The sequence below is a fragment of the Paenibacillus lentus genome (assembly GCF_003931855.1).
GTDB lineage: Bacteria > Bacillota > Bacilli > Paenibacillales > Paenibacillaceae > Fontibacillus > Fontibacillus lentus.
Genome location: NZ_CP034248.1, coordinates 3,649,300 through 3,662,898, shown reverse-complemented (window position 1 = coordinate 3,662,898; position 13,599 = coordinate 3,649,300). Strand labels below are relative to the sequence as shown.

12 protein-coding genes and 1 pseudogene are annotated in these 13,599 nt (G+C 43.2%); 10 read left to right on the top strand and 3 right to left on the bottom strand.

The features are described from left to right. The first annotated feature begins 135 nt into the window (after positions 1 to 135). From EIM92_RS16515 to murB, 3 genes are all read left to right on the top strand, one after another. A complete protein-coding gene (locus EIM92_RS16515) occupies positions 136 to 1,431 on the top strand; it encodes an IS110 family RNA-guided transposase (protein ID WP_125081302.1) in 1,296 nt (431 codons plus the stop codon). 409 nt (positions 1,432 to 1,840) lie between these two features. Then, entirely contained in the window at positions 1,841 to 2,170 is a 330-nt protein-coding gene (locus EIM92_RS16510) for a hypothetical protein (protein WP_125083577.1), read from the top strand. A gap of 110 nt (positions 2,171 to 2,280) precedes the next feature. After that, a complete protein-coding gene (gene murB, locus EIM92_RS16505; protein ID WP_246021021.1) occupies positions 2,281 to 3,306 on the top strand; it encodes a UDP-N-acetylmuramate dehydrogenase in 1,026 nt (341 codons plus the stop codon). Between the two features lie 15 nt (positions 3,307 to 3,321). On the opposite strand, the gene EIM92_RS16500 is transcribed toward murB, so the two are convergent. Beyond that, a complete protein-coding gene (locus EIM92_RS16500; RefSeq protein WP_125083576.1) occupies positions 3,322 to 4,515 on the bottom strand; it encodes a helix-turn-helix domain-containing protein in 1,194 nt (397 codons plus the stop codon). Between the two features lie 163 nt (positions 4,516 to 4,678). Here EIM92_RS16500 and EIM92_RS16495 point away from each other — a divergent pair, with 163 nt between their 5' ends. Both EIM92_RS16495 and EIM92_RS16490 read left to right on the top strand, forming a co-directional pair. After that, a complete protein-coding gene (locus tag EIM92_RS16495) occupies positions 4,679 to 5,845 on the top strand; it encodes a glycoside hydrolase family 5 protein (RefSeq protein WP_125083575.1) in 1,167 nt (388 codons plus the stop codon). A 79-nt stretch (positions 5,846 to 5,924) separates the two neighbouring features. Further along, positions 5,925 to 6,422 (top strand): GNAT family N-acetyltransferase, encoded by a 498-nt coding sequence (locus EIM92_RS16490; protein WP_125083574.1) that lies wholly within the window; start codon positions 5,925 to 5,927, stop codon positions 6,420 to 6,422. On the opposite strand, the gene EIM92_RS16485 is transcribed toward EIM92_RS16490, so the two are convergent. Both EIM92_RS16485 and EIM92_RS16480 read right to left on the bottom strand, forming a co-directional pair. Further along, positions 6,419 to 7,810, bottom strand: a complete 1,392-nt coding sequence (locus EIM92_RS16485) for an aldehyde dehydrogenase (RefSeq protein ID WP_125083573.1) — start codon at positions 7,808 to 7,810, stop codon at positions 6,419 to 6,421. The two genes, EIM92_RS16490 and EIM92_RS16485, sit on opposite strands and share 4 nt — an antisense overlap. A gap of 15 nt (positions 7,811 to 7,825) precedes the next feature. Further along, positions 7,826 to 8,128 (bottom strand): ArsR/SmtB family transcription factor, encoded by a 303-nt coding sequence (locus EIM92_RS16480; protein WP_125083572.1) that lies wholly within the window; start codon positions 8,126 to 8,128, stop codon positions 7,826 to 7,828. A 308-nt stretch (positions 8,129 to 8,436) separates the two neighbouring features. Between EIM92_RS16480 and EIM92_RS16475 the strand changes: the two genes are divergently transcribed. The 5 genes and pseudogenes from EIM92_RS16475 to EIM92_RS16455 all read left to right on the top strand — a co-directional run bounded on the left by EIM92_RS16475 (position 8,437) and on the right by EIM92_RS16455 (position 13,574). Continuing rightward, on the top strand, positions 8,437 to 9,252 hold the full coding sequence (locus EIM92_RS16475; RefSeq protein ID WP_125083571.1) for an undecaprenyl-diphosphate phosphatase: 816 nt from the start codon (positions 8,437 to 8,439) through the stop codon (positions 9,250 to 9,252). 224 nt (positions 9,253 to 9,476) lie between these two features. Further along, the gene (locus EIM92_RS16470; RefSeq protein WP_125083570.1) at positions 9,477 to 10,670 is read left to right on the top strand and encodes a transposase; all 1,194 of its coding nucleotides are present in this window, start codon (positions 9,477 to 9,479) and stop codon (positions 10,668 to 10,670) included. A gap of 208 nt (positions 10,671 to 10,878) precedes the next feature. Continuing rightward, a pseudogene (locus EIM92_RS24285) lies at positions 10,879 to 11,058 on the top strand (ROK family protein); the annotation flags it as partial. A gap of 81 nt (positions 11,059 to 11,139) precedes the next feature. Next, positions 11,140 to 12,339 carry an MFS transporter gene (locus tag EIM92_RS16460; RefSeq protein ID WP_246021435.1) on the top strand — a complete coding sequence of 400 codons (1,200 nt, stop codon included), beginning with the start codon at positions 11,140 to 11,142 and terminating at the stop codon, positions 12,337 to 12,339. Between the two features lie 230 nt (positions 12,340 to 12,569). Then, the gene (locus tag EIM92_RS16455; protein WP_125083568.1) at positions 12,570 to 13,574 is read left to right on the top strand and encodes an ROK family protein; all 1,005 of its coding nucleotides are present in this window, start codon (positions 12,570 to 12,572) and stop codon (positions 13,572 to 13,574) included. The last annotated feature ends 25 nt before the right edge of the window (positions 13,575 to 13,599 follow it).

Sequence of the window (13,599 nt, the reverse complement as noted above, 5' to 3'; positions counted from 1 at the left end):
TGTAATATTCCAAAAGTAGTATGGAGCTATTCCTGTAATGAATTAATATGAGATTTGAACAAAAAAAGCGCCTCCTGTATGCTGGGTCTTGGAATGCGAACCATTCACTGCCCTAATTAGAAGGAGGACGCTCAAATGAAGTATAAGCTAAAAGAGAAACAGAATCAACGCATTTTGGACATTACAGATCAAACTTTGGTTGTCGGTGCAGATATTGCAAAGGACACCCATGTTGCCAGAGCGATCGATTTTCGCGGAATCGAGCTTGGCAAAGACTGTGTATTTGAAAACAGCCGTAAGGGACTCTCGAAACTCGTATCGTGGATGAAGGCATTGCAGAGGCAGTACGCCAAAACAGATATTGTGTTTGGCATTGAGCCCACCGGACACTACTGGTTTCCCCTGGCTGAGTTCTTGCAAGACAAGGGCATTCGTATCGTGGTCGTGAATCCTCATCATGTGCATAAGAGCAAGGAACTGGAGGATAACTCCCAGACTAAAAATGACTACAAGGATGCCAAAGTGATTGCGGATCTTGTCCGTAACGGTCACTATACCGAACCCCAACTACCGACTAGCGTTTACGCAGATTTGAGAATTCTCATGAATATGCGTGAGAAAACGATGGTCAGTTTGGGGCAAGTCCAAAGACGGATTCAAAACTGGCTCGATCGGTTTTTCCCGGAGTTTAACAACGTCTTTAAGAGCTGGGAGGGCAAAGCCGCGCTCGTCACGTTGACTGAGTTTCCATTGCCGCAAGAGATCGTAGCCCTTGGCGCCACTGCGATCCTCGGGCGATGGAAGCAAGACGTACAGCGAGCCGTAGGGATAAAGCGAGCTGAAAAGCTTGTGGAAGCTGCCTCTGAATCCATTGGACTCACAGAAGGTACCACTGCTGCTAAGTTAGAGTTACACACTTGGATGCAACAGTACGCCTTATTTACACAACAACTGGAAGAGATCATGAATCAAGTGGAGTTATTACTCAAACAGATTTCTGGCACACAGGAAATGCTCACTATTCCGGGTGTAGGAATCACGACACTTGCTGGCTTCCTAGCAGAAACCGGTGACCTATCTCGGTATAGCCACGGTCAACAGATTATCCGTCTCGCGGGACTTAACCTGCGAGAAAACAGTTCTGGAAAGAAAAAGGGTCGAACGACGATCAGCAAACGAGGTCGATCACGTCTTCGAGCACTACTTTTCCGAGCCGTGTTGCCCATGGTGGCAAAGAACCCGGAGTTTAAAGCGATGCATCAGTATTATACGCAGCGTCAGGTCAATCCGTTGAAAAAGAAACAGTCTATTGTGGCGCTTTGTGGAAAACTGATTCGCATTTTACACACGTTAGGCACAAGGAAAATCGTATACAATGCCGCTGATGTCTTAGGACCGGTTCGCCGGGCTCAGCTTCAGTTGGCTGCTTAAATCAATCACGTTCAGGTCGATAGACTCACTATATGCTTAGGATCAATACAGAGACAATGGAAGCACGGATCAGCCGCAGGAACTATTCCATAAGGGCAACGACCCAGTAAAGGAGCGAGAAACGGCGTCCACCCCTTGAGAGGTAGAACGAAGGAATGTAAGGGCATAGACCCCGTGTGACATGGGAGGGTAAACCATCAAGGAAGTGTTGTGGATATCCAAGGTGCGATCATACGGAAACCACTTTTTTTTGGAAAATCCATTCCAATCTCTGTTCCCGCACACTGCCGAAAGGAAATAAATTCAATAAACTTCCCGTTATATCCACCTCTCGAGGTAGTCAATGTTAAAATTCTAAGGAAATGTGAGAAAGAGCGAGAAAATATTAATTTATAGTGGGAGGGAATTAATGAAAATTCTAAATAAACAAGAACTTACACGTAGTGATGTTTTCGAATTTATGCAGGGGCAACTGGCTAATATTCACTGGAAAAATGATTCAATCTATTTAACTGAAGAAACTTTAGCAGAAACAAAATTAGTAGATTTTTTATATCTAACTTTTAAGGATTTTAATTATTATGGACCTACTGAAGTTACAGAAGAAGATTGGAATCAACTCAAACGTAATATAAACACATCAAACTCTGAGATTACCAAACAGATAGTTAACGAAATTGATGAATGGACTAAAGAATGTTTTAAAATTCATACATGCTTCACTATCTGCGGTATTTAATTATTAGAACGGAGGGAGTTATTTCAATTTTTGGGCATCAGCTTCATATGATAAGATGAATAGGTGACGAATAAAATAAATTGACCACAAGGATAGAAAGGTGACCAGGATTGATTTCACATAAAGAGCCACGTCGTCTCGAACAATTTATTAAAAAGCAGGAGAAATTAGCCAACCATTGCTCCTATGCCATAGGAGGAAATGCGGAGTATTTCGCCAGCCCACAAACTGTCGGCGAGTTAGTTGAACTTCTACGATATTGTAATCAACAGCATCTGGAGTATACGATTTTTGGAATTGGGAGCAACGTTTTGTTTTCTGACTATCCAAACGCAAATAAGATGTATATATCCCTAAAAGAACTATTGCAATTCGAGGTTAAAGAAAACAGATGGTTTGTATCGGCTGGGATACCGATGGCGATGCTAGCTCTTGCGGGCGAGCTAATTCAAAGCGAAGATTTTCAATTTACGCATTTGCTACCGGGTAGTCTTGGTGCAGGCATTTACATGAATGCTAAGTACTATCAGGGGCAGATCGGAGATGTTATCTCCAGAGTTTATTATTTGGATATGGCTGAACCCAATTTAGAGGTCCAGTGTATTCCGGTCGAAGAATGCCAGTACGGGTATAAACGATCTCTATTTCAAGATAAACCCTGGATTATAGTCGGGGCGGATATATCCGTGGAAGGCTATCCGCTGTTAAGTCAGCCAGAGATTGAGTCGATTCTGGAAAGATATATGCTTATGAAGGACAATAAATCGAATTTAATGCAGTTTTATACATTTTTCTCGGGTGAAATGAAGAGACTTACGCAGCCCAATACCCCGACATTCATCCAAGAAATCGAAGAGTATCGAGCTAAAAACAAGCATTTTGTCCATCATTCCTGCGGATCCTATTTTAAAAATAATTATGATATTGGGAAGTCCATTGGCGCGTTAGTCGATCATCTGCAAATGAAAGGGACAGGGTCCGGGGGCGCAATGATTTCTCCTCACCATGGAAATATGCTGATCAATGTAAATGATGCCACTTCGGAAGATATTATTCATCTGCAAATGGTCATTTCTGAAGCGATCTTCAAGGAATATGGGTTCATTCCAGAGCCTGAAGTTCAGATCATCAAATAAACAGAACACCGGTTGTTATCTGACCCCAAAAGCTTCGCGATACTGTTTTGGCGTAAGGTTGGTCACCTCTTTAAAATGCTTGCCAAAGTGACTTTGAGAACAGAAAGCTAGATTAGCCGCAATTTCACTGTAGGAGTACTTGGAGTAGACCAGAAGATTCTTGGCTAAGTTCACCTTCTCCTGAATAATGAAGCTGCTAATGCTGATTCCTTCACTGCGGATAAATAGCTCTGCCAAATAATTGGCGTTCGTATTTAATGCTGCGGCGATATCTTTTATATATATTTTCTCATGAAGATGCTTAAAAATATAATCCTTGCACTGACTGATTCGAGGATGGTTACTGTTCTTAGATGTCTGATTTCGCTTCTGCTTTTTGATGTCCTGAACCATCTGGGTGTATTCATATTCGGCTTCGCGGCACAAATAAGTTATCGTCTGGGGGTCGGATAATTCTTCGATTTGATAGATGTAACTATCACTAAGAGAGTAGGCGATCTCTGGTGATACGCCGCCTTCGATCGCTGCGCGGCTGGCCAATGTGATGACGACAATACAGATGTTTTTGATCGCGCGGAGCTCGTCCTTAGCGAGAACACCATACTGACCATTAAAATGTTCCCGCCAGCTTTGCTCTAACTGTTTGATGTCGCCATTTCGAATACTGTTGAATTCTCGGACTTCCTGATCATAAGGGTTATGCATTTCTCCAGCTTCCTGATTCTGAAATATCAGGTCGGAGAAATGCTTTTTTGCGTTCTGGTTCATCTGAGCTTCAATAAAATTATGACTGAATACTACATTCTCGTTCAAGGGTACTTTGCAAAATAAATTTCGCAGTAATAGCAAAGCTTGAACCAACGAATCGAGGTCGCATTCTGATACAGGTACAGTTGCTTCTGAATTCCCATCGGACATCGGTAAGTGGTGAAGAAATCTTAGAGGGGTTTTTACATATACTGGACCTACCAGAAAAATGAACTTTGGAATAGTGACCGCGCAATATATACGTTGATGTTTGTCAGCAGCTAAAATAATCGGAATGTCCTGGGAACAGGCCTCCAGCAAAAAGCTCTCCAACACAGCAGGCTTCGTGAGACCATCTTGGTGGGAAGAAGTCTGCTCAAGAGGAATGCCCTCGAGTGTATATTTATATACATTCGTATTTAATAGGTTAGCGATATACTGCATTAAATAAAGCGTATTCATTATACGATCAAATCCTTTCCTCTCTAGTAACAGTATATCAAAAACAACGCATCATTTCTGACTTATATGATATAAAAGCGTAAAAAGTGATATAAGATGTTTGGTCTTTGCCATACACTATTCCTGAGCTTACAAATATGAGAGCAGAAAAGGGTGGATGAAGATGTATATTAAAGGAGTTAATCTTGGAAATTGGCTGGTACTGGAAAAGTGGATGAGTCCTGGTCTATTTGAAGGCACAACCGCGGCGGATGAGTATTATTTGCCTACTCAGCTTTCCAAAGAAGTCTATGAAGCTCGGATTAAAGTACATCGTCAGGAATATATTACAGAACGAGATTTTGCTGCCATCAAATCTTTTGGACTGAATGCCGTTCGTATCCCAGTTCCTTATTTCGTCATGGGAGACTGTCCTCCATTTATAGGCTGCGTGGATGAGCTGGATAAGGCTTTTTTATGGGCTGAGAAGTATGGGCTTCAGGTGCTAATCGAATTACATACGGTGCCTGGAAGCCAAAATGGTTTTGATAATGGCGGGATTTCAGGTGTGTGCAAATGGGCTCAGCAGCCTGAGAGCGTTGAATTTACGCTGAAGCTTTTAGAGAAGCTATCGGAACGATACGGCCAGAATAAGAGTCTCTGGGGAATCGGCGTCCTCAATGAACCCATAACGGAACGCATCTGGGATTTGATCGGCGTTCAAGAGCGTTACAAGCCGGTCGATCCAGAGCTGGCTGCGGGCAGTGCACCGATTTCATTGGATTTTCTGCGAGAATTCTATGTGGAGGCCTATCGGAGAATGCGCCGGTACCTTCCAGAAGAGAAGTATATTGTAATTCATGATGGCTTTGAACTAAAAGCATGGAAGGATTTCATGCGAGAAGAGGAATTTAAAAATGTTGTTCTTGACACGCACCAATACCTAATGATGGCTGAAATCACCGGTTGTGAGCAATCCATTGAGGGATATACCGAGTACATTCACAATCATTTTGCGAAAGATATCGCGGAAATGCAGCAGTATTTCCCGGTGATCTGCGGAGAATGGAGTCTGTTTAACTCCTATGGCTGCGGTACCGATACAGCAGGAGGCTTATCTCCCGTTCATGGCCTCGAATCTAAGGAGGATAAACTAAGCGCTGATCATAAAAAAGAATTTTACAGCCAGTTGGCGAAAGCGCAGTTAGAGGCTTGGAAGCAAGGCAGCGGCCATTTCTATTGGAATTATAAATTGCTCCTGGATACGGTAAATGAACCGGGCTGGATCGGTTGGGATAGCTGGGATTTAGGGAAATGTGTCAGTCTCGGCTGGTTTCCTGTTGAGTCATAGAGTTATAAGCGGCTGCCTAGATTTTATTGTCAAAGGTTCTCGGATCGATTAGAATAAAAATGAAATTGGAGGGGTTTATATGCGGCTGTCTTTAACGAAAATCGATTCCGAGAACGATATAGCGTCTTTGGCCCAGCTGGCATCGGAGATTTGGTACGAGTATTTTGTCTCTATTATTTCTAAAGAACAAATCGAGTATATGGTAGAGAAATTTCAATCGATCCCGGCATTGACGGATCAAATAACGAATCAGGGATATGAATATTATTTCATGACTATCCAAGATTACCCTATTGGTTATTTAGGAATCAAGCAAGACAAGAGTAAGTTGTTTCTAAGTAAATTTTATATTCTACAAGAACACCGTGGTAAAGGTTATGCCAGTCAGGCGATGGAACAGCTGGTTGATATTTGCCGTAACCGCAATTTAGATGCCATCTGGCTTACGGTAAACCGGCATAACGCCTCTACAATCGCGGTGTATGAGAAAAAAGGCTTTAAGACCATCCGAACCCAAGTAGCTGACATCGGAAACGGGTTTGTGATGGATGATTACGTCATGGAGAAAGAAATTTAACGCAATAGTTTTCTGATCCATTTCACGTTATCGCCGTAAGGCGGGAACAAAATGTTCATGTCAAACTTGGTACTTTTTTTCATAATGCTTTTGGTGTGGGAGAACAGGTCAAAGCTGAATTTTCCATGGTAAGCGCCAATACCTGCCTCCCCAACGCCTCCAAACGGCAAATGGGGATTGGCTACATGCGTGATTGTGTCATTGATACAGCCGCCTCCAAAAGAGACACGGGTAAGAACTTCATTTTCGACACTTTTATCATTCGTAAATAAATATAGCCCCAGTGGTTTGGGACGGGAAATGATCATCTGAATCGCATCCTCTAATTGTTCAAAACCCATAATGGGTAAGATCGGACCAAAGATTTCTTCCTGCATCGCCGCATCCGACCAGGAAGTTGTATGAAGGAGGGTTGGTTCGATATAAAGATCTTCCCTGTCTGTTTTGCCGCCCCAGATAACGTTTTCTTGATCTTTTTCTAGAATCGCAGCTAATCGATCGAATTGACGTCCATTTACGATGCGGCCATAATCGCTGCTCTGACTGGCATCCGAGCCATAGAAGGATGTGATGGCTTCTTTCATCTTTTCGATGAATTCATCTTTAATATCCGAGTGTGCTAGTACATAGTCGGGAGCTATGCAGGTTTGGCCGGTGTTAATCATCTTTCCCCATATAATTTTTTTTGCTGCAGCGCTGATATCCGCCGTCCTCTCTACAATGACAGGGCTTTTGCCCCCAAGCTCGAGCGTGACAGGAACGAGATTTTTAGCAGCTGCCTCCATAACAATTCTCCCCACAGGTACGCTTCCTGTAAAAAAGATATAGTCAAAGGGAGCGTGTATTAAAGCCGAGGTTGTATCTCGTTCACCTTCAATCACACGAATGTAATCCTCATCGAACGTTTCCTGAATCAGCTGTTTGACGGCGGCTGCAACGGTAGGCGTATTCTCGGAAGGCTTTAAAACGACGCAGTTTCCTGCAGCAATCGCCCCGATCAGCGGCTCGATCAACAATTGGAACGGATAATTGAACGGCCCGATAATGAGGATGATCCCATAAGGTTCCTTGTACATATAGCTTTTGGAACCAACATGATAGAAGGGGGTCCTTACTTTTTGCGGCTTTGCCCATTTCCGTAATTGCTTCATCGTATAGCGGAGACTGCTTTGCGTATATCCAATTTCCGTTGTATAAGCTTCGAATTCGCTTTTGCGTAAGTCTTTGTAGAGTGCGGAGAGCAAAGTTTGTTCATGGCGCTTGATCGCATCGGACAACTTTTTTAGCTGTTCCAGGCGAAAAGAAATGCTTCGCGTGTTACCATTGTGAAAATATCGGCGATGTGCTTGCAGAATTTGATCGACCTGATTCGACGTTATATTATCCATCGGATACCTCCTCATTTATAAGCAATCCCGTTCCAGTGTCGTTAATAATTGCTTTAACAACAATACCGACTTTTCCAGGGACAATGAATAATAACGCTGTGTGCCCTGTTGTTCGACCTGAACCACGCCAGCGTTTTTGAGCTGCTTAAGATGGTGGGAAATGGCTGGCCGCGACAGTGTCATTCGCTCCGTTATTTCATTCACGGTCAGACTGCCGTTTTCGGAAAGCAGGAGCAAGATATCCTGACGGTGCGCATCGCTTAAGGTTTGAAGAACAGGAAGGCATTGCCGAAAAATGTTCAGAGCTTCTTTTCCCATATATGGCTAACCTCACTTGTATGGATCAAATGTTTAAACTTTTAAACGGATTGTTATATTTGCATAATATCTAATGCACCGCGGATAAGCAAGTTAAATCTTTCTTACTTTAATAAGCGTGGTTTAAGAAGGCTTTAACCACTTATTTAGAACGGTTGCGGTAGCCGCCATCGATCAAGTTCGTAGGTGACGATATTGTCACTTCGCTGATAATTTTGTATGATTAATCGAACGATTTTTTTTATACTTTTTGTAAAATAGAAAGAGTAGTACTAAAATCAAGATAGAACTGTAAAGATGGAGGGCTTATGGGAGAGATCGATATTTTATTTATTTTAAAAATGATTGTGATTGGGCTTGTGCAAGGCTTTACGGAACCAATTCCAGTATCGTCTAGTGGACATGTGATGATTGCAAGTCAGATTTTAGGTCTAGGCGAACAGGGATTCACATTTGCGATTTTAACGAATACCGCTTCATTACTCGCCGTACTCTGGATCTATCGAGAGGACATCCTTCGCTTAATCACAAATTCATTCCGCTATTTGCAAACAAAGGATACGCGCTACAAAAGCGATTTCCGGTTTGTGCTGTACATCATCATCGGTACGATTCCAGCAGCTGGTCTTGGAGTGCTTCTAAAGGATTTTATTGCAGATAGTGTAAGTATGACGACCATTGCAATCATGCTATTTGTTACAGGTGCTGCCTTATTTTTAATCCGGAATATGAAAGGCACGAAAGGCGAGGCGGATATGACGCTTAAGGATGCTATTTTAGTTGGCTTAGGGCAGGCCGTCGCACTTACACCGGGCATTAGCCGCTCAGGAGCTACCATTATTTCCGCTATTGCTAGCGGCATTAAACAGGATACAGCACTACGTTTTGCCTTCATGCTCTATATTCCAGTAAGTCTTGGCGGTGTCGTGCTCGGGTTTTCTGATTTTATAAATGAACCCAATAAAGGCGAACTGGCAATTCCATATATTGCGGCCTTTCTTGCGACACTGTTCATGACCTATTTCGCTATGAAATGGTTTATGGGAATTATGAAAAAAGGCAAGCTCATTTATTTTACGTATTATTGTTTTTTAGTTGGCACGTTATTGCTTATTTTCTTTTAGGCTCAACCCAGTCCAATAAGTGGACTGGGTTTTTACTCTCTGACAGTCATTCGAGCCATCGAAGCTTGTTCATGGGAAAAGCTCACGAGTTCTTATATTGAGCATTTTGCATTAACCTGAGCCCTTGCTAGACAAAGGTTTTCAAACATAAAAAAAGGACTTCACCCCAACTTGGAGAAGTTTTCAAGTGACTAAACCAGAAAACCCAAGGGGGAGAAGTCACTATGTATATTCTACAAGAAAGTCTATTTTCCTTTGAAGAACTTCAAAAACTTGAATTTAAAGACCGTTTGCCTATCTTCTTCAGCGCCCTGGACTTACGGCCATATGCTAAAGAATTGAGAAGTCATTCACCCCGAGGTGCCGAAGGGCACTGTCGACAAGGGATCCTTCGCGCATTGCTTGCAGCGCCACTGGAGAACATGGATACATTTAGCGGCTTGCATCGTCGTCTGGATATGGATCTTCGTTTCCGTTACCAATGCGGACTTAGGCTTGATCGAAAAGCTCCATCAATCGCCACATTAAGCCGCGTTTTCACTGAGCTAACGAATAAGGGATTGGCAAAACGTCTGTTTGAGGATCTCGTCACACGCTGTAAGCAGGAAGGAATCATCGATGGAAGTCACGTGGCGATGGACAGCGCAGCGATCCATGCCTACGAGAAGAAACAGCCGAAGCGCAAAAGTGAGCTGACGGGGAATGCCAACTGGGGCGCGAAGTTTGACTCCTTTGGTAACAAGGTCAAGTGGTTCGGCTATAAGCTTCATCTTGCTGTCGACACCGCTAGCGAACTGCCCCTGGCCCTCTCGGTTACACCGGCTCATGTCAATGACGGTGATCTGGCACCCGCTCTTATGGAACAAGTGGCTGCCGATGCGAAAGTGAAGTTCTTTGTGTTTGATGCTGGGTATGACCAACTTAAAAACTATGAAGCGGCACGGAAGCTCAAAGCGCAAGCGATTATCCCGATGAATCTTCGCAATGAGAAGGAACCGCCTGCAGGTATAACATCTAACGGTACACCTTGCTGCTCCATGGGTTTTGCCATGACATACTGGGGAGTAGATGGCGATCACCTGAAATTCCGGTGTCCCCATGCGACCGGCAAGGTGGATTGTCCGCTGGGGATGGCAGCCTGTTCATCTTCCAACTATGGAATGGTGCTCAAGGTTGATACAAAAAGCGATTTGCGCCGTTATTCAAGTCCGCACCGGAACACGAAACGTTGGCAAGAACTTTACAAAGAAAGAACGAGTGTAGAACGCTGCAACTCCCGAATGAAAACCTATTTGACCGCAGACGCCATGCATGTTTGGGGCATAGAGAAAGTCATAACTCACCAATATTTAAATGCAATTGTATTGCTGGCTTCTGCCCTGGCAATGGCTCAGAAATACAGAAAAGTCGCTGCTTAAAATTTTGAATGCGCAGAAAATTCTGCAGGTCTGCCCATTTTTGAAAACCGAGTGGATTTAGCTGAAAATGCACCACCAACTAGGTCTAGGTTCTGCTATTCAATTCTCAAATAGGGAATTATGCAAAATGCTCATATTAGGAAATTCCAAAACAACGAAAGAATGTCTAGGATTCGTAGTTGTTGATCGGCTTCGATTTCGCAAAATTGTTGAAAACGATATGAATATGACGGTCTACGGATTTTACCATCTACAAAACTTTGAGGAAGAAAAAAGAATTGCTGTGGTCACGTTTCCAAAAAACCATTTTCCTGGTGCTGGATTTATCGTAAACGGCCAAATTCTCTCCGGTAACACGAAGTTCGCTGGAGAGTCTAACTTATCACCTACGAGTCATTGAAAAAAGATGACAGATAAGGAGCAGCTAAGAGTGGGAAAACGATCAGGAATATTTAATAAAATATATGCGATGCAGCTGGCTACAATATTTATCGGGTTCATCATATTCGGTATTTCAGAAAATATTAAGGGACCGGCTATTCCACGTATTCAATTGGATTTTATGCTAAGTGAATCTCAACTCGGCACTCTATTATCGCTTAATGCGCTGGGCTATTTAATTGCTTGCTCTTTTACTGCGTATCTGACAAAGATATGGGGAATAAAACGAGTAACGATTACTGCTTTTGCGGCGATGGCTGTCTCGGGGATATTCATTTTCTTTTCGCAGCATTATTCCTTGTTTTCAGCGTCTTATTTCTTAATGTATATTGGGAACGGGATGCTGGAGATCGGGCTGGCTATTCTGGGTGCTCGCATCTTTGTAAAAAACACGGGAACGATGATGAATTTAAGCCACGGCTTCTATGGCCTCAGTTCGACGGTCGCACCATTGATCGCGACAGGGCTAATGAAGGTTACGATCAACGGATATACGCTGGACTGGCGAGGTATGTATCTTGTCATGCTGCTTTTGTCGGTCATACCGATTGTATTTGCACTTTTCAGTACTTTTCCTGGGGACAACATAGAACATGAAGAACGTATACCTTTAAAAACCTTGCTGAAAGACCCTGTCATTTGGTTAATGGTTCTTGTCTTAACGTTTGGCGTCGTATCCGAACTGGCTGTCGGGGGCTGGCTCGTTAACTTTTTGGAAAAAGCCTATGGCTGGAGTACGGTTTCGGCTTCAGGGATGTTATCTGCTTTTTTCCTATGCTTTGCGCTTGCCCGGCTATTGCTTGGGCCGATAACCGATAAAATTGGTTTTACGTTATCTTTGATTGTATTCTCAGGGTTATCGGCAGCGTGTACTTTTGCAGCAATTTTTGGTGGAGAAAACTTGGCATTTTTATTTGCTGCCGCCGGTATCGGCATTGCGATGATTTATCCAACAGTCATGGCTTTTATCGCCAGAAGATACCCGAAGGGCAGTGATACTGCAATTACGTTCACGGTTACGTTAATGGGAGTCGGCAGCGTCATTGGCAACTATCTGATCGGGGGAGTTATCGAGATGACGAAAGGCATTTTCGGAGCCGGTTCGCAAATAGGACTGCTTCGCGGGCTGCAGGCTGGATATGGCGTTATAGGCTTATGTGCAGCGCTAAGCTCGGTTGCGGGAATCATTTTATTTGCCTACTTATTCAAGCGGAAAGAAATCATATAATCAGAGTAAAGGCAGCCGGTAATAGGCTGTCTTCTTTCAATTGAAGGAAGATCTTTATGGAACGTGAACAAAAGTGATTTCGAAGTATTGGCAGTAATATTCCAACAGAAATTGAGTTTATTGCGAGAAAACGAAGTTGAAAAGGATGAAAAGAAAGCGATATTCATGTAGAATCAAGTTATATTTAATAACTGTGATCAATAATACACTGTATAAGCGAGCGGGGGGCTATGAGAAAAGCAAACGCCAATTTAATGAAAGAAATTAATCTAAACAATGTTCGCCATGTTATGAGACGGGTTGAAACAGCAACAAAACCCCAACTTGCCTCACTTACCAAACTGAGCGTAGTTACAGTAAACTCCCTGGTCAAGGAACTTCTAGAGCTGGGGGAGCTGATTGAAGATGATCCCGTTCCATCAAATGGGGGAAGGCCTGCCCAAACCTATCGTTACAACTTTGATTTCAGTCTTGCGCTCGTGCTTTACTTGAAAGAGGAACAAGGCCAGGAGTTGGTTTCAGCATCGATTGTAAATCTGGAAGATCATATTGTGTCAAAAGAAGAATATATCATGCCTGTTTTTGAGCGGCAGCGCTTCTATGAGATTATTGAGCACTTTCTTGCATTATACCCATCTATTAAGGTCATCGGCATAGGCATCCCTGGACAGGCCGTCAATGGGGAGATTATGGTAAGCAGTCATCAGGAGCTGAAGGGTTCGCGTATTATTGAGGAAATTGAATCGAGGTTTGGACTGCCTGTTATGGTCGAGAATGATGTTAACGCAGCAATCAGCGGGTACTGCATGAGGCAAAATAGCGATTTGGAACAATGTGTGATCGGTATTTATTTTCCAATGAGATATCCGCCAGGCATGGGCATTTATTTAGATGGAAAAATTGTTAAAGGGAAGAATGGCATGTCCGGAGAAATCAAATTTCTCCCACACGCTCCAGATTGGCAGCGCGAGATGAGCAAGTCCGCATTTGTTGATGCCGCCTGCCAGATCGCTCAAACGGTTAATGCAGTTCTTGCTCCAGACAAAATCGTGATCTATCAGGAGAAAGTTGAAGTTGATGTCTGGAATGAGGCATGGAAATCTTATCAGCTTCGTCACCCTATGCCGTCCTATCCTGAATTGGTTTTACAACAGACATTCCAACAGGATTTCGAGGCTGGCATGCGCTGGCTAACACTCAAATCTCTGGAACCGAGCTTGGTTCAATTCAGTTAACGACACCCCCTTGAATAAATTCTGG